Genomic DNA, 20,061 nt, shown 5'->3' with positions numbered 1-20,061 from the left:
ATGTACGGAAACACTGTTCCCGTACCTCGGTTAGCCATGAGGAACCCCGCGACCCCGAACCCGCGCCAGACTGGATCCCGTGGACTACGTCTTCGTGCACGGAACCACTCAGTCGCCGGCCTCCTGGCGCCCGGTCGAGGACCTGCTCCGCCACCGCGGCCACCGCACCGTCGCCGTGGACCTGCCGACCGACCGCCCCGAACTGCGCGCCACCGACTACGCCGCGATCGCCCGCGCCCAAGCGGGCGACGCCCTGGCCCCGGTCCTCGTCGGCCACTCCGGCGCCGGCCTGCTGATGCCCGCCATCGCCCGGGCCATCGTCGCGTCGCACCTGGCCTGGATCGCCGCGATGATCCCCGGCCCGGTCTCCCTGGCCGACGAGCTGGCCGCCGACACGGGCGAGATGTTCAACCCGGAGTGGCGGTCCCTCACCGAGCCACCCACCGCGGACCCCGTCGTGGCCTCGTACTTCCTGTTCCACGACTGCGACCTGGCCGGGGTGCGCGCGGGCCTGCGGACCCTGCGCCTGTTCTACCCCACCGCGACGTACCGCGAGGTGCACGAGCTGCCCGACCTGCCGTCGACCTACGTCCTGCCGCGCGAGGACCGCACGCTGCGGCCGTCGTGGATGCGGCGGGCGGCGCGCGAGCGGCTGGGGGTCGAGGCGATCGAGGTCGACGGCGGGCACTGCCCGCAGACCAGCCGGCCGGAGACGCTGGCGGCCGTGCTGGGCGCGGCGTGGCCCGGGCCGCCGTGACGCGGCGCGCGATCCGGGCGTGACGCGGCGCGCGAATCAGCGGCGAAGCACGCGGCCGAAATCCGCCCTGCGCCGCGGTGAGCGCCGGTGAGCTCGTGTGACGGCCGTGGCGGTGAATCGGGGCGTGCGGCGAACGTGAAGAAGTTTCGCGAAGAGGGTCAGTCCAGGGTGAACGGGTCGTACTTGATCCGGTCGAGTGGGGTGCCGGCGACCAGCATGCGGGACACGGTGGCCCGGATCATGGACGGTGAGCCGCACACCAGCACGTCCCGGTCCTCCCACGCCCCGTAGCGGGTGACCACGTCGGCGAGCGTGCCCTGCTCCACGCCGCGCGCACCGGGATCCGACTCGAGCACCGGCACGACGGTCAGCCACGGGTTCGTCATGGCGAACCGCTGCAGGTTGTCCAAGTCGTACAAGTCCTCACGGGTCCGCCCACCCATGAACAGGTGCACCCGCGGGTTCTCGCCCCACTGCGCCATCTCGTCGATGATCGCGTGCATCGGCGCCACGCCCGTCCCGCCGGCGACCATCAGCACGTCCCGCCCGGACTTGCGGTCGACGCTGAGTCGACCCATCGGCGGACCGATGCGCCACACGTCACCCGGCTGGGTGTGCCCGACGACGGACCGGCTGACCCACCCGCCCTCGACCGACCGGATGTGGAACTCGATGATGCCGTCGTCACGGGGCGCGTTCGCGGGCGAGTAGTACCGCCACAGCCGAGCGCGCTGCGGCGTCTCGACGCTCACGTACTGCCCGGCGCGGTACCCGACCGGGTGGTCCGGCTGCAGCCGCACGACCGCCAGGTCCCAGCTCACCCGCTGGTGCTCCAGCACGGTGGCGTGCCAGTAGGCCGGACCGTCGTCGGCCGCCGCCGCCTCCTGCATCGCCCGCGCCATGATCGTGTACGCCTCGGCCCAGGCCATCTCGACCTTCGGCGTCCACGCGGGCCCGGCGAACTTCTTCACCGCCGCCAGCAGCGCCGTGCCCACGGACTCGTAGTGCACGTTCACCACCCCGAACTTGCGGTGGTCGCGCCCGAGCTGCCGCAGGAACGGGATCAGGTCGTCCGGTCTGTCCACCATCTGCACGACGTGGACCAGGGCGCGCAGCAGGCGGCTGCGCTGGACCTCCATGTTCGCGGGGAACATCTCACGGGTCGCCGGCGCGAGGCTGAAGAGCATGCCGTAGAAGAACTTGGCTACCTCTTCGGCGCGCGGCTCCACCACCGCGAAGCTCTCCCGGATCATCCGCACCATAGCGGTGACACCAGGAGGAGGTTCGCGGTGTGGCGGGCTCGGGATGGGGCTCAACACGGCGTTCGCAGTCATGGTCCGGGCGCAGTCTCCACGTTTCTGGCGGCGCCAGCAAGGGCGCTACGTCCTCGTCAAGCTTCCATCCCCGACGAGGGGACACTAACCCGCCAACTGGCCGGTCGACTCCTTGATGCCACCTTCGAGTGCAGTGCGGTCACGGACCGTCGCACACCGTTCCCGCAAACGAGTGGACATTCCCTTCCACGTATACCGAATCCGGCGCTTGCGGCGCACCGCCAGACGCATGCCCCGTCACGGCACGTGGGCCACGCAACACGGTGGACGTCACCCGAGACGTCCACCGGAGGCGTCCGCGTCGAACGTTCACCCTGGTGGCGGCCGGCAGACCGCACCGGTGCGGTGGGCCGCAGCCGCCTGTGGATTCCCACCTGCGGATTGTGGACAACTCGGCGGCCGGTGTGGACAACCGGCTGCGACATGTGGGTGACGGCCGTCAGGCCTGGTCGGCGCGCTCGGCTGCGCTGCGTTCAACGCAGAACTCGTTGCCCTCGGGATCGGCGAGCACGACCCAGCCCGTGCCGTCCGGCCGGCGCATGTCGGACACCGGCGTCGCCCCGAGCCCGAGTAGCCGCTCCACCTCGGCGTCACGGGTCGTGTCGGGCTGCAGGTCGAGGTGGACCCGGTTCTTCACCGCCTTGGGCTCCGGCACCTGGATGAACAGCAACCCCGGCCCTTCGGCCAGTTCGACCAGCACTTCGGGGTCGCCCGGGGCGTCCTGGTCGGAGATCGGCCGACCGGTCACCCGGCTCCAGAACCGGGCCAGCTCGTAGGCGTCCGCGCAGTCGACGGTGATGTGGTGCACGAGTGAAGTCATGGGCCGATCGTCGCGGCCTGGGCCGATCGAGCGCACCCGAGTTTCGCGACCCGGCCACGCGCCCCGCCGTCCGCGGCCGCGTCGTGGCCCACACCACACCGCTTCCACTAGGTTGAGTGGAACTGGCTCAACTTTTCTGACGTTGAGCGGGATGACGGCCGGTGCGCAACGCTGGCCACGCGCAGGGAAACCACCCGACCGAGGTGAGGAATGGACGCTTTCAACCCGACCACGAAGACGCAACAGGCCGTGTCCGCCGCCGTGCAGGCGGCGACCATCGCGGGCAACCCCGACGTCGGCCCGGTCCACCTCCTCGGCGCGCTCCTGGCCCAGGGCGACGGCCTGACCGCGCCCCTGCTCTCCGCCGTCGGCGCGGACCCGAAGCAGGTGCACAAGGAGCTGGAACAGCTGGCCAGGGCGCTGCCCGCGGCCAGCGGGTCGTCCGTGTCGGCGCCCCAGTTCTCCCGTGACTCGGTCCGCGTGCTGAGCAAGGCACAGGAACTCGCCACCGAGATGGGTGACGAGTACGTGTCGACCGAGCACCTGCTGGTCGGCCTCGCGCACCACGGCGGCCAGGTCGCCGACCTGCTGCGCCGCCACGGCGCGAACCCGGAGGCGCTCAAGGAGGCGTTCGGCAAGGTCCGCGGCTCGGCGCGGGTCACCAGCCCGGACCCGGAGGGCACCTACCAGGCGTTGGAGAAGTACGGCGTCGACCTGACCGAACGCGCCCGCAAGGGCGAGCTCGACCCGGTCATCGGCCGCAACACCGAGATCCGCCGCGTCGTGCAGGTGCTGTCCCGCCGCACGAAGAACAACCCGGTGCTGATCGGCGAACCCGGCGTCGGCAAGACGGCCATCGTCGAGGGCCTGGCCCAGCGCATCGTGGCCGGTGACGTGCCCGAGAGCCTGCGCGGCAAGAAGGTCGTCGCGCTCGACCTGGGCGCGATGGTCGCCGGCGCGAAGTACCGGGGCGAGTTCGAGGAGCGGCTGAAGGCCGTGCTCAAGGAGATCACCGACTCCGCGGGCCAGGTCATCACGTTCATCGACGAGCTGCACACGATCGTCGGCGCGGGTGCGACCGGCGAGTCCGCCATGGACGCGGGCAACATGATCAAGCCGATGCTGGCCCGCGGTGAGCTGCGGATGGTCGGCGCGACCACCTTGGACGAGTACCGCGAGCACGTCGAGAAGGACCCCGCCCTGGAACGCCGCTTCCAGCAAGTCTTCGTCGGCGAGCCGTCGGTCGAGGACACGATCGGCATCCTGCGCGGCCTCAAGGACCGCTACGAGGTGCACCACGGCGTGCGCATCACCGACGCGGCCCTGGTCGCCGCCGCCACCCTGTCCGACCGCTACATCACCGCCCGCTTCCTCCCGGACAAGGCCATCGACCTGGTGGACGAGTCCGCGTCCCGGCTGCGCATGGAGATCGACTCCCGCCCGGTCGAGATCGACGAGGTCGAACGCGCGGTGCGCCGGCTGGAGATCGAGGAGATGGCGCTGGCCAAGGAGTCGGACCCGGCCTCGGTGGAACGGCTCGCCGCGCTGCGCGCCGAGCTGGCCGAGAAGCGCGAGGACCTGGCCGGGCTGACCGCGCGCTGGCAGAACGAGAAGGGCTCGATCGAGAAGGTCCGCGACCTGAAGGAGCAGCTGGAGCAGTTGCGCGGCGAGTCGGAGCGGGCCGAGCGCGACGGCGACCTCGGCCGGGCCGCTGAGCTGCGGTACGGGCGCATCCCGGCGTTGGAGAAGGAGCTGGAGGCGGCCACCCGCAGCACGCAGGACGCCGCCGTGATGCTGAAGGAGGAGGTCGGGCCGGACGACGTGGCCGACGTCGTGTCCGCGTGGACGGGCATCCCGGCCGGTCGGCTGCTCGAAGGCGAGACGGCGAAGCTGCTGCGCATGGAGGACGAGCTGGCCAAGCGCGTGGTCGGCCAGGCCGAGGCGGTCCGGGTCGTGTCGGACGCGGTCCGGCGCACCCGCGCGGGCGTGGCGGACCCGGACCGGCCGACCGGCTCGTTCCTGTTCCTCGGTCCGACCGGCGTCGGCAAGACCGAGCTGGCCAAGGCGCTGGCGGAGTTCCTGTTCGACGACGAGCGGGCGATGATCCGGATCGACATGAGCGAGTACTCCGAGAAGCACTCGGTGGCCCGGCTGGTCGGCGCGCCCCCCGGCTACGTCGGCTACGACCAGGGCGGGCAGCTGACCGAGAGCGTGCGGCGACGCCCGTACTCGGTGGTGCTGCTGGACGAGGTCGAGAAGGCGCACCCGGACGTGTTCGACGTGCTCCTGCAGGTGCTCGACGACGGCAGGCTCACCGACGGCCAGGGCCGGACGGTGGACTTCCGCAACACCATCCTGGTGCTGACCTCGAACCTCGGTTCGCACGTGATCGCGGACGCCACCCTGGACGAGCGGCAGCGCACCGACGCCGTCATGACGGTCGTGCGGACGCACTTCAAGCCGGAGTTCCTCAACCGGCTGGACGACGTCGTGGTGTTCCACTCGCTGGCGACCGAGGAGCTGACGTCCATCGTGGACATCCAGGTGGACCGGCTCGGTCGGCGGCTCGCGCAGCGACGGCTGACCCTGGAGGTCACCCCCGCCGCTCGCGAGTGGCTCGCGCTGAACGGCTTCGACCCGGTTTACGGCGCCCGGCCGTTGCGGCGGCTGGTGCAGTCCTCGATCGGTGACCAGCTGGCGAAGGAGCTGCTGGCGGGCGAGGTGCGTGACGGGGACACGGTGAAGGTGGAGGTGTTGGACGACCACTCGGGCCTGATCGTCGGCCGGGCTTGATCGCGCTCGGTCGTCCGTGGTTGAGGCCGGGAGCCGGCGCTCTCGGCCTCGCCGGGTGACCGTTGTTCGCGGCGGACGTGCTCGGGTGAACCGGTAGCCGCCGGCCACCCGGCCCGTGGTGGGCTGGCGCCACGTCCCGCCACCCGTGTCTCACTGTCCCAGCATCCAGCATCCAGCATCCAGCATCCAGCATCCAGCACCCAGCACCCAGCACCCAGCATCGGCACTCGGCGTCGGGGCGTCCGGCGTCGGGGTGTCCGGCGTCGGGGTGTCCGGCGTCGCGCATCCAGCGTCTGGCACTCGGCCTCGCGGCATCCGGCGCTCCGAGTTGGCTCCGCAGGGGTCCCCGACCGGGGGACCCCTGATTTTTACTCTGCCGGCACGGACCGACAGAGGGTGGGTGGCGGGCGGCTACCTGTGGACAACGCTGTGGCCTGTGGATAAGTCGGAACGCACGCCCGGGCGGTAGGTCGGCGCGCGCGTCTTGGAAAGCCTGCGATCCGGGTAACAGCTTGATCCGTTCGCGCGACCCACGCCTCAAGTGATCTTCGTTTGTTCACCGGCGCCCGCTACTCTCGCACCGTGGGCATACCGGCGTGGGTCTGGTTCACCGTCGCCGCGGTAGCGGGCGTCGCGGGGTTCGCCCTGCTCGCGACCGACCGGGCACAGCGAACCGCGCGTAACCGCGAACGCCGCCGCTGGGCGGCGCTGCGCGGCTGGCAGTTCGAGGAGACCGACCACGTGCTGCCCACCCGCTGGGAGAGCGGTGCCATCGCCTACTACGGCGCCGGCGTGGCCAAGGACGTCGTCGCGGGCTCCACCTTCACCGCCGACGGCCGCCGCCAGGTCTACGTGCTCGACCACGAGACCGGCGGCAAGGTCAACTCCGTCCTCGTGGGCGTGCGCTGCCGCCGTGCGCTGTCCGTGGTCATCGAGCTGTGGCTGCCGAGCGTGCCGTTCCAGCGCGACCAGATGCCCGACCTGCTCGGACCGGTCGGCTCGCGGTACGCGTTCGTCAGCGAACTGCCCGCCGCCCGCAAGCTCATCACCCCCGACCTGGTCGACGCCGCCGAGGAAATCGGCGGTGACGTCACCGTCGTCTGGCTGGAGGACGACTGGGTGCTCGCCGCCGCACCGCCCAACTCCACCCCCGCCCGCCTGGAACGGCTGCTGCGCGACCTCGGCGAACTCGCCGACGTGATCGACCCGTTCGAGGCCGATCCCGAGGCCGACGCCGGTGGCGAGGTCCACCGCCCGCAGTTCGGGCGCAAGCCGTGACGCCGCCGACCGCCCTGGTGACGGGCGCGTCGTCGGGCATCGGCGCCGCGTTCGCCCGCAGGCTCGCCGCCGAGGGCCACGACCTGGTGCTCGTCGCCCGCGACGAGCAGCGGCTGGAGGAGACGGCGGCCAAGCTGCGCGCCGCGCACGGCATCACCGCCGAGGTGCTGCCCGCCGACCTGGCCACCGACGCCGGCCGCACCGAGGTCGCCGACTTCCTCGCCGAACGCGAGGTCGACCTGCTGGTCAACAACGCGGGCTTCGCCCTCTCGGCCGAGTTCTTCGCCGCCGACCCGGCCGAACTGCAGTCCCAGCTGGACGTGAACGTGACCAGCGTGCTGAAGCTGACCCGCGCGGCGCTGCCCGGGATGGTGGCACGCGGGCGCGGCGCGGTGGTCAACGTGTCCAGCGTCGCCGGGTTCCTGCCCGGTCGCGGCACGACCTACAGCGCGGACAAGGCGTGGGTGACGTCGTTCTCCGAGGGCATGGCGATGGCCACGGCGGGCACGGGCGTGCGCGTGATGGCGTTGTGCCCGGGTTTCGTGCGCACCGAGTTCCACCAACGGGCGAAGATCGACATGTCGAAGACGCCCGATCTGCTCTACCTCGACGCCGACCGGGTGGTGCACGACTGCCTGGCCGACCTGCGTTCGGGCAAGGTGCTGTCCGTGCCGGGCACCCAGTACAAAGCCATCACGTTGTTCGCGCGCCTGGTTCCGCGTGCGCTGGTCAGGCGGATAGCCTCCCGCGCGGCGGGCGGACGTGGTCGCACCTGAGCGCACTGGGAAGAGTCGGGAACCTGAACCCGGTCCGGTCCGTCCCACTCCACTAGTTGGAACAGGGAGGAACCGTCCATGGGCGAGCAGTTCAGAGTGGAGCCGCCGGAGCTCCGCGGCTACGGCGAGTTGCTGACGCGCAACGCGCAGCACTTCATGACGATCAAGGAACATGCGATCACCAAGGGCGGCGACACCTCCGGGTTCACCGGTCTGCTATCGCTGTTGCAGCCCATCGTCACCGGCGTGGCGTCCCTGTACGGGGAGACCCTCGACTTCGCCAACCAGATGATGGTCAAGGAGGCGGAGAGCATCAACAAGGCCGCCGACATGTACGAGAAGAACGAGGAGATGGTGATGAGCCTGCTCGACCGCGTGCTCGCCCAGCTCCACTCCGTGTCCGAGGCTCCGTCGCTCGGAGGTGGCCGGTGACCACGTACGCAGACGTCGAAGACCCGTCGGCCGCGCTCAGCGCCGCGGCGGAGGACCGGCCCGGCCGGCAGTCGACCAAGGAGCTCATCGAGAAGGCCGGCTGGAAGATCCAGGGCGTCAACTGGATCTACGAGAAGGTCACCGGCGAGAACCTGCTCGACGCCCTGATCAAGCCGCTGCTCGGCGACTTCGAGAAGATCGACGAGAACGCCAACGCGTGGGACCGGGTGGCCAAGGCCCTGGACTCCGTGCGGCACAACGTGGACGCGGGCGCCGAGCAGCTGTCGTCGCACTGGGACGGTGACGCGGCGAAGGCGTTCGAGACGCGCATGGGCACCATGTGGGTGATCGCCATCGAGGCGGACTCGCAGATCGCGCGGATCATCGGCAACCAGTTCCGTTCGACGGCCAGTACCTGCCGCACGGCGTGCGGGCTGGCGTTGACGCTGCTGGACATGCTGGTCGGCAAGCTGATGGAAGCCGCGATGACGGCGTGGATCCCGGTCGTCGGCTGGGGCCGCGCGGTGTGGATGGTCTACGACGCGATCCAGATCGTGGACGCCATCCGCAAGATCATCATCTCCATCCAGACGCTGATCGAGGGCGTGCAGGGGATGATCGACGGCATCGTGGCCATGGGCACCGCGCTGTCGAAGCTGAAGGACGTGCGCGACGTCGGCGACCTGCTCGACGTGGTCGACGGGTACCAGGACGGCAAGGAGAAGTACGACAACGGCGTGGCCGCGGCGAAGTCCGGCGCGATCGGTGTCGGGTTGGGCGCCTACAGCCTGGGCAAGGCGGGCCACGCGGCCGGCGGGCGCTACAACCAGCCGCCGCCCACATCCCCGGCGCCCGCTCCGGCCGGGGCGGGTTCGGGTTCCGGCGCGGGTTCGGGTGGAGGTGGCGGGCAGTGACGTTCCCGTATGACAAGGCGCGGCTGGACTCGCTGGTCGCGGACGTCGAGCGCCGGATGGCGAACGTCGAGGAGACCGCGCGGGCGGCGAGCCAGGTGCAGTTGCGGTCGCGTGGGCTGACGCAGGCCGACTTCGCGGAGATCTCGCGGGCCGCCAACAGCCCGAACGCGCCCCGTGAGCTGAAGGAGCTGGCACGGCGGGTCGACGCGGGCGAGATGTCCTGGGAGGACATCGCGTCCGGGCGGGCCGTGGACGACGAGGGCGTTCAGCGCGCACTGCAGACCGGCATCCCCGACCTCCAGCGCGCGTACACGGCGATCCAGGAGGGCAACGACCCGGAGGACGTCATCTCCGCCGGCACCCCCAAGCCGGGCGGGCGCCGTGACGATGACGACGACGAGCCGAACAAGTTCACCGAGGACGCCTGGTAGACGACGCTTGGCGGACGAGGCGGGGGTCGGGTTCGGCGTCGGCGTTATGGGCTTCACCGAGTTGCCCACAGGCGCCGGCCTGACTATCCCGAATCGTCAGACCGTTGGCATGGCGCAGGGCGGGGGACCGACCGGCTGTGTGGCCTCAGGTCAAGGTGGGGAAGTCGAAGCCGCCGGGGCTGGTGTGGTTGGTGCCCACACCTCGCACCACGTCGTACGCCACGGCTGCCGCGATGGCCAGGGAACGGACCGGGTCAGGGGTGCCCGGCCGGAGGGTCAGCACGTCACGCCGCACGCGCCGGCCGTCCCGCTTCACGATTGCGCCCGGGCTGAACGACGCCACCTCGTGCAGCAGGCACAAGCGCTGACCGGCCGCGTCGAGCAGGCCGTACGCGCCGTGCCCCTCGTGTCGCACGGAACCGGCTACGGCGCCGTTCGGCCACGTCACCCGCGTCGCCGGCTTGCCGGCACCCTTGCGGATCAGCAGGAGTTGTCGGCCGCGGTCGGCGAGAGCCAGATCGAAGGTGGTTCGGCCGGAGAACGCGGTGGCGCGCAACAGCTTCCGCAGCGGGCCGACGAAGCCGCGTTCGGACACCGACGCGATCAACGCGCCGCGCCCGTCGTAGACGTCGTTCCGGTACCTGGTGCCCACCAGGTGGCGCAGCACGCCCCAGGGCTGCTCGATGATCAAGGTGTCGGTGCCGGGAAGGGTCACGGTGTGCCAGCGTACGGCGCGGTATGACACTCTTGGGACCCGTGCGAGCTGAAGTGGTCCTGGACGCCGCGGCGAAGGCCGAGTTGGCGCGGTTGGTGAGCGAGTTGGCCGTGGTGCACGGCAAGGTGACGTTGTCCTCGGGCGCCGAGGCCGACTACTACATCGACCTGCGCCGGGCGACGCTGCACCACGCCGCGTCCCCGCTGATCGGCAAGCTGCTGCGGCAGCTCACCGCCGACTGGGACTACGTCGCGGCGGGCGGGTTGACGCTGGGCGCGGATCCGGTGGCGTGCGCGATGATGCACGCCGCGGCGGGCGCGGGTGAGGTGCTGGACGCGTTCGTCGTGCGCAAGTCCGCCAAGCAGCACGGCATGCAGCGCCAGATCGAGGGCATCGAGGTCGCCGGGCAGCGGGTGCTCGCGGTCGAGGACACCTCCACCACCGGTGGCAGCGTGCTGACCGCCGTCGAAGCACTGCGCGCGCACGGTGCCACGGTGGTCGGTGTCGCGACGGTCGTGGACCGCGGCACGGGCGCGCGCGAGGTGATCGAGGAGGCCGGGCTGCCGTACCGGTACCTGCTGGACCTGGCCGACCTGGGCCTGGCCTGACATGGCCGGCGGGCTGGTCCTGCTGCTGGTGATCGTGGCGATCCTCGGTGCGGGGGTCGCCGTGGGGTTGTCGCGCCGCAAGCGGAACCCGTTCACGAACCAGCAGTTCGTGAACCAGTGGGAGCAGCAGATGCGGGCGCTGGAGGCGTCCCTCGGGTGGCGGTTCGTCGCCGAGGACCAAGGCTTCCAGGAACGCGTGCCGCAGATCGGGCGGATGCTGGAGGCCGACCGGAGCCGGGTGAAGTTCCAGCTCGTCGGCCACTGGCGCGGTGCGCCCGTGCTGGCCGTCGAGGTGGTGTTCCGCACGGACAACGTGGTCACGTCGGAGTACCGCACCTACGCGGTGGTGGTCGTGCCGCGCCCGATGCCGGGGCCGTGGGTGCTGATCAGCCCGCGCAACGACAGCGTGTGGGGCCTGTTCGAGCAGTTCGTGGAGACCGGCGACCCGGTGTTCGACGGCCGCTACGAGGTGCGCCGGCGCAACCCGGCGTTCGCCTCGGCCCTGCTCGGCTCGGGCCTCACGCAGGCGTTGCTGCAGGACCCGCGGGCGAACGGGGTGGCGATCGCGTTCGACGAGCACAACCTCGCCGCCGCCGTGCCCGGCCCGCTGCTGCAGGCGCCGCTGGCACACCTGGCCGACCTGGTGCTGGACCTGGCGGGTCGCGTGCCGTGGCAGGCACTGCCCCGGGGCTGAGCACCACCGGGCAAATCGGCGGACACGCGATCTCCGGCGGCCTACTCTGGCAGCAGGGAGGTCGCTATGGTCGCGCGTGCTTTAGCCGAGCTGGTCATGGTGGTGCACTTCGCCGTCCTGGCCTTCCTCGTGGTCGGCGGTTTCCTGGCCTGGCGCTGGCCGAGGGTGCTGTACTTCCACCTGGCGATGGCAACCTGGGGCCTGCTGATCGTCCTGTTCCCGCTCGCCTGCCCGCTGACCTGGCTGGAGAACGAACTCCGCGCCGCCGCCGGGCAGCCGCGATTGGTGAACGGCTTCATCGACACCTACATCGACGGCGTCCTCTACCCGGACTCCGCGGCACGCCTGGTGCAGGTGCTCGTGGCACTCGTCGTGATCGCCTCGTGGACCGGCTACTACCTGAAGCGACGCGTTGAACAGACCGCTCCGACCCACACCGAGGCTTGTCGCTGAATCGGTGTAGTGGCGTATTCGGCTGTTAGAGGTACACCTACACCGAACGCCGTTCCCAAGCCCTACTCTGCGGGCAAGGGGGTGACGTAGTGGACTGGTTCCGTCGTCGGAAGAAAGCGTGGGACGCCGAGCTCTACTCAAGTCTGCTGGCGTACTACTGCGAATTGATGGAAAGGGAGCTGGGGCAGCGCTGTCGCGTTGTGGCATGGTTCGAGGAGGCGCGCCTCAGGGAGAACGGTGACGTAGATCAGCGGTTCTGTGTCACCATCGTGGCGGAGTGCGACCGACTGGACTTCGTGACCTTCCACGACCGGGTAAACTGGGATTGGCCGGAGAAACATCGCGATAGGGTGAAGGTGGAGGTCCGGACGCCCGAGAAGAACGGTATCGGTGGCACGCGCCTGGACACCACTCATCGGTGGATACGCAAAGGGCAGATCAAGGCTTTCATTCACCTGGACCGGCCGATCTCCCGGGGTGAGGAGTTCACCTTCGTCATTGACATGTTCTGGCCGCAGAAGTGTTTGCCTTTCGCGCGAGGTGCCGGACCGGACAGCTTCCTCGTATCTTTCGGAGAGATAGCGCACACGGTCGAGTGCCGGGTCGTGCTGCCGAAGCGGTGGGCGGCGAATTTCGAGCACCTGGGACTCGAGCCGGGCCAGGACGATTACGTCGTGACCGGGTTCGTGAATCGGGAAGGTCACCTGGTCGCCTCGCTGACCGTGCGGAACCTGCCCGGATACCGGAAGGTCGGCTTGAAGCTCGACATGCCGTCGCTGCCGGCCTGACTACGATCGCCACGGTCTTTCCGGAGTTGGGGGTGACGTGGTCCAGCGAGTGGTGCTCGAGGGGTTTCACGCGGTCAAGCACGCGGTTCGGTTCGGGGCCGTGGTGGACGTGGTGGTGCTCGATCGGGGGAAGGCGGTCGGGTTGGCGCGGTCGCACGCTCCCGACTTGGTGGAGGTCTTCGAGGCTGCTCGGGTGGTGTCGGCGGGTGAGTTCGAGCGGGTGGTGGGGCGGGCGCACCCGACCGGGGTCGGTGGGGTGGCCGAACGGCCCGTGGTCGATCCGGTGGGGTTGGCGCGCGGTGGGCCGTTGGTGCTGTTGGACAACCCGCGCAACCTGGGGAACTTCGGTGCGGTGATCAGGGTGGCGGCCGGGCTCGGTGCCGGTGGGGTCGTGTCGTTGGGTGACGTGGACCCGTGGCACCCGAACGTGCTGCGCGGAAGCGCGGGGCTGCACTTCGCGTTGCCCGTGGCCAGGTTGGGCGTCGTCGAGGAGGTTCGCGGCACGGTGATCGCGTTCGACGCCGGTGGCCGGGAATTGCGGGACGTGCGGATCCCGGACGACGCCGTGCTGGCGTTCGGCTCGGAGCGGCACGGGTTGTCGGCGCCGGTGCGAGAGCGGGCCGACCTGGTGGTGTCGCTGCCCATGCGGCCGAAGGTGTCCAGCTACAACCTGACCACGAGCGTCGCCATGGGGCTCTACCACTGGGAACTGTTCCGGCGAGCTTCTTGAACGGTTCAGTGGGCACGCTGGTGAGGTGACCACTCCGAAGCTCCTGGCCGCGCGCGCCGGTGTCGCCGAACGCGCGGTCGAGTCCCGGCACCTGCGTCGGGTCTGGGGAGTGCCGGGCACGGTCCTCGGCGCGGCCGCCTGGCCGCCGGACTGGTCGAGCCGGGCGCACGTCCGGTTCAGCTACTGGTGGCAGGCGCACCTGCTCGACTGCGTCCTCGACGCCCAACTCCGCGCACCGACGCAAGCACGCGTGGCGCTCGTGCGGCGGCTCGTGCGCGGCATCAGGCTGCGCAACCTGGTCGGCTGGACCAACGACTACTTCGACGACGTGGCCTGGCTCGGGCTGGCGCTGCTCCGCGCCGAACGGGAGGTCGGCATCGCCAGGCCGAAGGCCATCGCCACGATCGCCGACCGGCTCCGCGAGGGCTGGACCGACCACGGCGGCGGCGGGATCTGGTGGAAGCGCAACGACGACTTCAAGAACGTGCCCGCCAACGGCCCCGCCGCGATCTTCTTCGCCCGCCTGGGCGCGCGGGCCGACCTCGGCCGCGCCAGGTCCATCGTGGACTGGGTCGAGGACACCCTGGCCGACCCGGAGACCGGGCTGCTGTGGGACGGGCTGCACGTCCACCCCGACGGCACGGTCCGCGAGGTCGAGCGCAACCTCTACACCTACTGCCAGGGCGTGGTGCTCGGCGCGTGCGTGGAGCTGGGCGGCGGCTACCAGGACAAGGCGGCGCGGATCATCGACGGCGTGGACAAGCACCTGGCCACCGACGGCGTCCTGCGCGGGCACGGCGGCGGCGACGGCGGCCTGTTCGGCGGCATCCTCACCCGCTACCTGGCGCAGGCGGCGCTGCGGCTGGACCGGCCCCAGGCGGCACGGGCCGCGGACCTCGTGTTCAGCTCGGCGAACGCGGTGTGGGCGAACCGGACCGCGGTGGTGAGCGGCCCGCTGTTCGGCGCGGAGTGGTCGGAGCCCGCGGTCAAGGGCGACGGCCCGGAACGGGACCTGTCCGTCCAGCTCGGCGGGTGGATGGCGCTGGAGGCCGCCGCCTTGTTGGAGCGCAACGACATCACGCCGTCACGGACCTGACTCAGTGGCAGCCGCACGACCGGCGGTGCCGCAGCACGGGAGGCAGCCGGATCGTCTCCGGAGGCCGGTCCGGGTCCTCGATGCGGGCCAGCAGCAGCCGCACCGCCGTGCGGCCGATCTCCTCCACCGGCTGCGCCATCGCGGTCAGCGGCGGGTCGACCAGCTCGGCCCACTCGACCTCGTCGTAGGTCACCAGCGCCAGCTCCGAGCCGATCCGCACGCCCCGCGCCCGAGCCGTGTGCAGCACGTCGATCAGCACCTGGTGGTCGTTCACCACGACCCCCGACACCCGCCCGAGCAGCGGGTCCAACGACGGCCGCACCAGCTCCTCGTCCCACGCCAGCCCCGCCCGGCCCAGCCCGAGCCGGTAGCCGAGCACGCGCTCGTCGGTGGTCGCGAGCCCCGGCTGGCCCGACACCAGCCCGATCCGCCGGTGACCCAGCTCCGCCAGGTGCCGGACCAGGGTGGACGTCGCCTGGACGTTCTCCGGGCCGACCTGGTCGACGTCCTTGGCCACGGTCAGCCGGTCCACCAGCACCGTCGGCACGCCGAGCCGGCGCAGTTCGGGCAACGCGGCCGAGCCGGACGTCGGCGTGAGCAGCACCCCGTCCACCCGCCGTGAGCGCAGCATCCGCACCGCGGCCTGCTCGGACTCGGCGGTGTCGCGGGTGTCGATCAGGACCAGCGTGTAGCCCGCCTTGGTGGCCTCGCTCTCGATCGCCGCGATCAGCTCGGCGAAGTACGGGTGCGACACCAGCGACACGGCGAGGCCGAGGGACTTGGTGCCGCCCGTGACGAGCGAGCGCGCGATGGCGTCACCGGTGTAGCCGGTCTCCTCGATGGCCTTGAGCACCCGCTCCCTGGTCGCCGGGGCGACCGACCTGGTCTCGTTGATCACGTGTGAGACCGTGGTGATGGAGACGCCGGCGAGACTGGCGACCTCCCGCATGGTGACCATGGACTCGTCCCCGTTTCGGGCTTGCGCAAGCGATTGCGTGGGGACTTTACCTGGTAGGAGGGACGTGCCGTGGCTTCTGTGCTGTGTGTCGGGCTGACGACCGTGGACGTGAGCCAGCGGGTCGCCGAGTTCCCGGTCCCCGGTCAGAAGGTGCAGTCCCTCGGCGTGCACCTCTCACCCGGCGGTCCGGCGGCGAACGCGGCACGCGCGGTGGCCGCGCTGGGGCACCGGGCCGTGCTGCTGACCGCGTTGGGCGGCGAGCTCGGCGACTTCGCCCGCTCCCGGCTGCACCCGGTGGAGGTGCACTCGGTCGGCGCGGGCGGCCCGGCGCTGAGCATGGTGGCGGTGCGCGAGCGCGACGGCGAGCGGACCGTGATCTCGCGCAACGCCGCCGGCTTCGACGTGGCCGCCACCGTCGACCCGGCGCTGGTCGAGGCGGCCGACGTGGTGCTGGTGGACGGCCACCTCGGTCCGCTGGCGCTGCGGGCCGCACGGCACGCGAGACGCGCGGGCGTGCCCGTGGTGCTGGACGCGGGCAGCTGGAAGCCCGTGCTGGACGACCTGCTGCCGCTGGTGGACGTCGCCGCCTGCTCGGCCTCGTTCGAGCTGTCGGAGGCCGAGGTGCACGCGCGCGGCGTGCCGCTGGTGATCCGCACGCACGGCCCGCGTCCCGTCACCTGGTCGCGTGGTGGTGCCACCGGCTCGCAACCGGTACCTGTTGTCGAGACGCGCGACACCAACGGCGCGGGCGACGTGTGGCACGGTGCGCTGGCGGTCGCGATCGCCCGGGGCCTGGCGGTGGACGACGCCGTCCGGTGGGCGAACGAGGTCGCCGCGGTGCGGGTGCGCCACACCGCGTGGGACTGGGTGGAGGAGCTGGGACGGTGGCGGGACAGCGGGTGAAGTTCGACGAGCTGGTCGACCGGGCGCGGCTGCTGGTGGACACCGGCGAGCGCAAGCTCCTGGGCATCGGTGGCGCGCCCGGCTCGGGCAAGTCGACGCTGGCGCGCCGGCTGGTCGACGCGCTGGGCGACGACGCCGCCCTGGTCGGCATGGACGGCTTCCACCTGGCCCAGCGCGAGCTGGACCGCCTCGGCGTCGCCGACCGCAAGGGCGCGCCGGACACGTTCGACATCCCCGGCTACGTCGACCTGCTCGGCCGGTTGAAGGCGTGCGGGCCGGACGTGGTGTACGCGCCGGAGTTCCGCCGCGAGATCGAGGAGCCGATCGCGTGCGCGGTGCCCGTCGACCCGGCCGTGTCGCTGGTCGTCACCGAGGGCAACTACCTGCTACTGCAGTACGACAAGTGGAAGCGCGTGCGGGTGGTGCTGGACGAGGCGTGGTTCCTGATGATCGACGAGGACCTGCGGGTCGCGCGGCTGATCGACCGGCACGTCCGGTACGGCCGGTCGGTCGAGGAGGCGCGTGAACGCGTGCTGCACGGCACCGACCACGTGAACGCGCTCATGGTGAACGCGTCCAAGTCGGCCGCCGACCTGGTGATCACCGAAGTGCTGTGACGCGTCAGGACGCGGTGGTGGTGGTCACCTCTTCGTCCACCGGCTTCTTCATCTCCTGCCGGTACCGGTAGAAGCCGTAGGCCGTGCCGACGACGAAGAACGCGATGCTGGCGACCACCGCGACCGTCTCCAGCCACGGCACCGCGGTCAGCAGGCCCGCGCCGTAGTAGCCGGCCAGCACCAGCGTCGGCACCCACGCGATCGCGCCGATCGTCGTGGCCAGCATGAACCGCTTCGGGTCCATCCGCGCCGCGCCCGCGATCATCGGCGCCAGCGTGCGGACCCACGGGATCCAGCGGGCCAGCACGATCGCCCAGAAGCCCCGGCGGTCGAGGAAGTCGCGGGCCTTGGCGAGGTTCTCCTTGTTGAGGACCTTGCCGCCGCGGCGGGCCAGCAGACGCGTGCCGGTGTGCCTGCCGATGTAGTAGCCGATCTGGTTGCCCACGACGGCCACGGCGAGCGCGACCCCCGACAGCAGCCAGGCGGACAGCTCCGCGTCGTGGGACGCGAGCACCACACCGGCGGCGAACAGCAGCGAGTCGCCGGGCAGGAACAAGCCGAAGATGAAGGCGCACTCGAAGAAGATGAAGCTCAGCGTGATCAGCCACACGGCCAGCGGGCCTGCGGAATCGAGCTGAACGAATGCGACAGCCTCGGACGATGCGGACAACACCACGCCGTGCAGCCTACGTGGGAGCAGGGCGTCGACTGGGCGACATGGGGATAACGCCTTGCCGAAGCCTCGGCGTCACTGCGGTTCGTGCGGGCCCGAACACGGGCTGGAGTGATTAGTGTCACGGGGGTTAGCGTGGGGGGATGGAGCCCCTGCTCGCCGAACTCCGCTCCGCCGTCGGCGCCGACGCGGTGCTCACCGACGCCGACGTCACCGCGAGCTACCAGCGCGACATGATGCCGCTGGCGCCCTACGGGCAGCCGCTGGCGGTCGTGCTGCCGACGTCCGCGGAACAGGTGCAGGCGGTCGTGCGGGCCTGCGCGGCGGCGCGGACGCCGATCGTGCCGCGCGGTGCGGGCAGCGGGCTGTCCGGTGCGGCGAACGCGATCGACGGATGTGTGGTGCTCGTCACCACGAAGATGAACGCCATCGTGGAGGTCGACCCGGACAACCGGCTCGCCGTGGTCGAACCCGGCGTGGTGAACCTCGACCTGCGCGGGGCGGTGGAGAAGCACGGGCTGTTCTACCCGCCCGACCCGTCCAGCTACGACTGGTGCACGATCGGCGGCAACCTGTCCACCAACGCGGGCGGGCTGTGCTGCGTGAAGTACGGCGTGACCACGGACTCGGTGCTCGGGCTGGACGTGGTGCTGGCCGACGGCGAGCTGCTGCGCACCGGTCGGCGGACCGTCAAGGGCGTGGCCGGGTACGACCTGACCAAGCTGTTCATCGGCAGCGAGGGCACGCTCGGCGTGATCACCAGGGCGACCCTGGCGCTGCGCCCGCTGCCGCAGGCACCGGCGACACTGGTGGCCGCGTTCAACAGCACGGCGGACGCCGGCACGGCGGTGAGCCGGGTGGTGACCGAGGGCATCGTGCCGTCGCTGATGGAGATCATGGACCGCACGTCCATCCGGGCCGTCGAGCAGTACCTGAGGACCGACCTGAACGCCGACGCGGCGCTGCTGCTGTGCCAGTCCGACTCGGGCGGCGAGGCGGGGCGGCACGAGCTGGCCGCGATCGAGCAGGCGTGCGTGGCGGCGGGCGCGGAACTCGTCTACGCGACCGAGGACCTCGGCGAGGGACGTGACCTGCTCACCGCGCGGCGGGCCGTGCTGACCGCGCTGGAGGTCTACGGCGCATGGCTGACCGACGACGTGTGCGTGCCGCGGACGAAGATCGCCGACCTGATCGCCGGGTGCGAGCGGATCAGCGAGTCGGTAGGGCTGCGGATCGCCGTGGTCGGGCACGCCGGCGACGGCAACATGCACCCGACGATCGTCTACGACCCGGCGTCGGCGGACGAGTTCGCGCGGGCGCGGCGCGCATTCGACGAGATCCTGGCGCTGGGGCTGGGCCTCGGCGGCACGATCACCGGCGAGCACGGCGTCGGCAAGATCAAGCGCGAGTGGTTGGCCCGCGAGATCGGCCCGGTCGGCCTGCGGGTCCACCGCGAGATCAAGCGCGCGTTGGACCCGGAGAACCTCTTCAACCCGGGCTCGATGTTTGCTGTCTGACGGCCACCGCGCGGTGTCTCAGTCGACGCGGCGGATCTGCTGGGTCTCGTCCATCCGGTCGTCCACCAGGTCGATGACCTCGGTGATGTCGGCCGCCTCCTGCGCGAGCAGGCTCTTCTTCTCCCGCCGCGCCTTGATCACCTCGATGATGATCGGCACGACCGAGAGCAGCACGATCAGCAGCAGCATCATCGACAGGTTGTCGCGCACGAACTGGATCTGGCCGAGGAAGTAGCCGAGCACCGTCAGACCCGCGGCCCACGCGATACCGCCGGTCAGCGAGTACGTGAAGTACTTGCGGGCGTCCATCCGGCCCACGCCCGCCATGGCGGTGATGAACGTGCGCACGATCGGCACGAACCGCGCCATCACGATCGCGCGGGCGCCGTACTTGTCGAAGAACTCGTGCGTCTTGTCGACGTACTCCTTCTTGAAGATCTTCGACTCCGGCTTGGCGAACAGCGCCGGTCCGGCCCGGTAGCCGATCCAGTAGCCGACGATGTTGCCCGCCAGGGCGCACGCCGTGAGCAGCACGCACACCAGCCACAGCGGGTAGTCCAGCAGCCCGGAGGCCACGAACAGGCCCGCGGTGAACAGCAGCGAGTCGCCGGGCAGGAAGAAACCCACCAGCAGACCGCACTCCGCGAAAACGATGAAGCACAGCCCGACCAGCATGTAGGGGCCGAGTCCTTGGAGCAGGATCTGCGGGTCCAACCAGTCCGGACCGAGGGCAACCGTGGAGGTGGGCGCGACCGTCACGGCGACCACGGTACA

22 protein-coding genes are annotated in these 20,061 nt (G+C 70.8%); 16 read left to right on the top strand and 6 right to left on the bottom strand.

Annotated elements, in window-relative coordinates; all coding sequences use genetic code 11:
• Positions 1 to 79 precede the first annotated feature (79 nt).
• Entirely contained in the window at positions 80 to 757 is a 678-nt protein-coding gene (locus tag A6A25_RS03670; protein ID WP_073886221.1) for an alpha/beta fold hydrolase, read from the top strand.
• A gap of 158 nt (positions 758 to 915) precedes the next feature.
• Here A6A25_RS03670 and A6A25_RS03665 read toward each other — a convergent pair whose 3' ends face one another.
• Positions 916 to 2,019, bottom strand: coding sequence for an FAD-binding oxidoreductase (locus A6A25_RS03665; RefSeq protein ID WP_073886220.1), 1,104 nt, complete (start codon positions 2,017 to 2,019; stop codon positions 916 to 918).
• A 511-nt stretch (positions 2,020 to 2,530) separates the two neighbouring features.
• Positions 2,531 to 2,911 carry a VOC family protein gene (locus tag A6A25_RS03660; protein WP_073886219.1) on the bottom strand — a complete coding sequence of 127 codons (381 nt, stop codon included), beginning with the start codon at positions 2,909 to 2,911 and terminating at the stop codon, positions 2,531 to 2,533.
• Positions 2,912 to 3,121: 210 nt separating this feature from the next.
• Here A6A25_RS03660 and clpB point away from each other — a divergent pair, with 210 nt between their 5' ends.
• The 6 genes from clpB (at position 3,122) to A6A25_RS03630 (ending at position 9,535) form a co-directional block, all read left to right on the top strand.
• On the top strand, positions 3,122 to 5,704 hold the full coding sequence (clpB, locus tag A6A25_RS03655) for an ATP-dependent chaperone ClpB (protein WP_073886218.1): 2,583 nt from the start codon (positions 3,122 to 3,124) through the stop codon (positions 5,702 to 5,704).
• Positions 5,705 to 6,286: 582 nt separating this feature from the next.
• On the top strand, positions 6,287 to 6,982 hold the full coding sequence (locus tag A6A25_RS03650) for a hypothetical protein (protein ID WP_083667921.1): 696 nt from the start codon (positions 6,287 to 6,289) through the stop codon (positions 6,980 to 6,982).
• On the top strand, positions 6,979 to 7,758 hold the full coding sequence (locus A6A25_RS03645; RefSeq protein ID WP_073886217.1) for an SDR family NAD(P)-dependent oxidoreductase: 780 nt from the start codon (positions 6,979 to 6,981) through the stop codon (positions 7,756 to 7,758). The genes A6A25_RS03650 and A6A25_RS03645 overlap by 4 nt, the downstream gene beginning before the upstream one ends.
• Positions 7,759 to 7,836: 78 nt before the next feature.
• Complete coding sequence (locus tag A6A25_RS03640) at positions 7,837 to 8,190, top strand: hypothetical protein (RefSeq protein ID WP_073886216.1); 354 nt, start codon at positions 7,837 to 7,839, stop codon at positions 8,188 to 8,190.
• The gene (locus tag A6A25_RS03635; RefSeq protein ID WP_073886215.1) at positions 8,187 to 9,104 is read left to right on the top strand and encodes a WXG100 family type VII secretion target; all 918 of its coding nucleotides are present in this window, start codon (positions 8,187 to 8,189) and stop codon (positions 9,102 to 9,104) included. The genes A6A25_RS03640 and A6A25_RS03635 overlap by 4 nt, the downstream gene beginning before the upstream one ends.
• Entirely contained in the window at positions 9,101 to 9,535 is a 435-nt protein-coding gene (locus A6A25_RS03630; protein ID WP_073886214.1) for a hypothetical protein, read from the top strand. Before A6A25_RS03635 ends, A6A25_RS03630 begins: the two co-directional genes overlap by 4 nt.
• A 145-nt stretch (positions 9,536 to 9,680) precedes the next feature.
• Here the strand turns inward: A6A25_RS03630 and A6A25_RS03625 are convergent, their stop codons facing one another.
• Positions 9,681 to 10,250 carry a hypothetical protein gene (locus A6A25_RS03625; RefSeq protein WP_073886213.1) on the bottom strand — a complete coding sequence of 190 codons (570 nt, stop codon included), beginning with the start codon at positions 10,248 to 10,250 and terminating at the stop codon, positions 9,681 to 9,683.
• Between the two features lie 53 nt (positions 10,251 to 10,303).
• On the opposite strand from A6A25_RS03625, the gene pyrE reads away from it, so the two are divergent.
• The 6 genes from pyrE (at position 10,304) to A6A25_RS03595 (ending at position 14,619) form a co-directional block, all read left to right on the top strand.
• Positions 10,304 to 10,858, top strand: a complete 555-nt coding sequence (pyrE, locus tag A6A25_RS03620) for an orotate phosphoribosyltransferase (RefSeq protein ID WP_073886212.1) — start codon at positions 10,304 to 10,306, stop codon at positions 10,856 to 10,858.
• A 1-nt stretch (position 10,859) separates the two neighbouring features.
• On the top strand, positions 10,860 to 11,552 hold the full coding sequence (locus tag A6A25_RS03615) for a hypothetical protein (RefSeq protein WP_073886211.1): 693 nt from the start codon (positions 10,860 to 10,862) through the stop codon (positions 11,550 to 11,552).
• Positions 11,553 to 11,618: 66 nt separating this feature from the next.
• Positions 11,619 to 12,005 carry a DUF2784 domain-containing protein gene (locus A6A25_RS03610; protein WP_073886210.1) on the top strand — a complete coding sequence of 129 codons (387 nt, stop codon included), beginning with the start codon at positions 11,619 to 11,621 and terminating at the stop codon, positions 12,003 to 12,005.
• An 89-nt stretch (positions 12,006 to 12,094) separates the two neighbouring features.
• The gene (locus tag A6A25_RS03605; RefSeq protein WP_073886209.1) at positions 12,095 to 12,793 is read left to right on the top strand and encodes a hypothetical protein; all 699 of its coding nucleotides are present in this window, start codon (positions 12,095 to 12,097) and stop codon (positions 12,791 to 12,793) included.
• Positions 12,794 to 12,830: 37 nt separating this feature from the next.
• Positions 12,831 to 13,523, top strand: coding sequence for a TrmH family RNA methyltransferase (locus tag A6A25_RS03600; protein ID WP_073886208.1), 693 nt, complete (start codon positions 12,831 to 12,833; stop codon positions 13,521 to 13,523).
• Between the two features lie 25 nt (positions 13,524 to 13,548).
• On the top strand, positions 13,549 to 14,619 hold the full coding sequence (locus A6A25_RS03595; RefSeq protein WP_083667855.1) for a glycoside hydrolase family 76 protein: 1,071 nt from the start codon (positions 13,549 to 13,551) through the stop codon (positions 14,617 to 14,619).
• A gap of 1 nt (position 14,620) precedes the next feature.
• Here A6A25_RS03595 and A6A25_RS03590 read toward each other — a convergent pair whose 3' ends face one another.
• On the bottom strand, positions 14,621 to 15,577 hold the full coding sequence (locus tag A6A25_RS03590) for a LacI family DNA-binding transcriptional regulator (RefSeq protein ID WP_073886207.1): 957 nt from the start codon (positions 15,575 to 15,577) through the stop codon (positions 14,621 to 14,623).
• Between the two features lie 78 nt (positions 15,578 to 15,655).
• Between A6A25_RS03590 and A6A25_RS03585 the strand changes: the two genes are divergently transcribed.
• Together A6A25_RS03585 and A6A25_RS03580 are read left to right on the top strand one after the other, a co-directional pair.
• A complete protein-coding gene (locus tag A6A25_RS03585) occupies positions 15,656 to 16,480 on the top strand; it encodes a PfkB family carbohydrate kinase (RefSeq protein ID WP_073886206.1) in 825 nt (274 codons plus the stop codon).
• Complete coding sequence (locus A6A25_RS03580; protein ID WP_241828478.1) at positions 16,462 to 17,097, top strand: nucleoside/nucleotide kinase family protein; 636 nt, start codon at positions 16,462 to 16,464, stop codon at positions 17,095 to 17,097. The genes A6A25_RS03585 and A6A25_RS03580 overlap by 19 nt, the downstream gene beginning before the upstream one ends.
• A 4-nt stretch (positions 17,098 to 17,101) precedes the next feature.
• Here A6A25_RS03580 and A6A25_RS03575 read toward each other — a convergent pair whose 3' ends face one another.
• A complete protein-coding gene (locus A6A25_RS03575) occupies positions 17,102 to 17,773 on the bottom strand; it encodes a DedA family protein (protein ID WP_143192935.1) in 672 nt (223 codons plus the stop codon).
• A 140-nt stretch (positions 17,774 to 17,913) separates the two neighbouring features.
• Between A6A25_RS03575 and A6A25_RS03570 the strand changes: the two genes are divergently transcribed.
• A complete protein-coding gene (locus tag A6A25_RS03570) occupies positions 17,914 to 19,287 on the top strand; it encodes an FAD-binding oxidoreductase (RefSeq protein ID WP_073886205.1) in 1,374 nt (457 codons plus the stop codon).
• Between the two features lie 18 nt (positions 19,288 to 19,305).
• On the opposite strand, the gene A6A25_RS03565 is transcribed toward A6A25_RS03570, so the two are convergent.
• Positions 19,306 to 20,055 carry a DedA family protein gene (locus tag A6A25_RS03565; RefSeq protein ID WP_073886204.1) on the bottom strand — a complete coding sequence of 250 codons (750 nt, stop codon included), beginning with the start codon at positions 20,053 to 20,055 and terminating at the stop codon, positions 19,306 to 19,308.
• Between the last annotated feature and the right edge of the window lie 6 nt (positions 20,056 to 20,061).

Origin of the sequence: Saccharothrix sp. CB00851 (assembly GCF_001905065.1) — a bacterium.
GTDB lineage: Bacteria > Actinomycetota > Actinomycetes > Mycobacteriales > Pseudonocardiaceae > Actinosynnema.
Note: the sequence above shows the minus strand (reverse complement) of the source record. Positions and strands in the feature narration are given on the sequence as shown.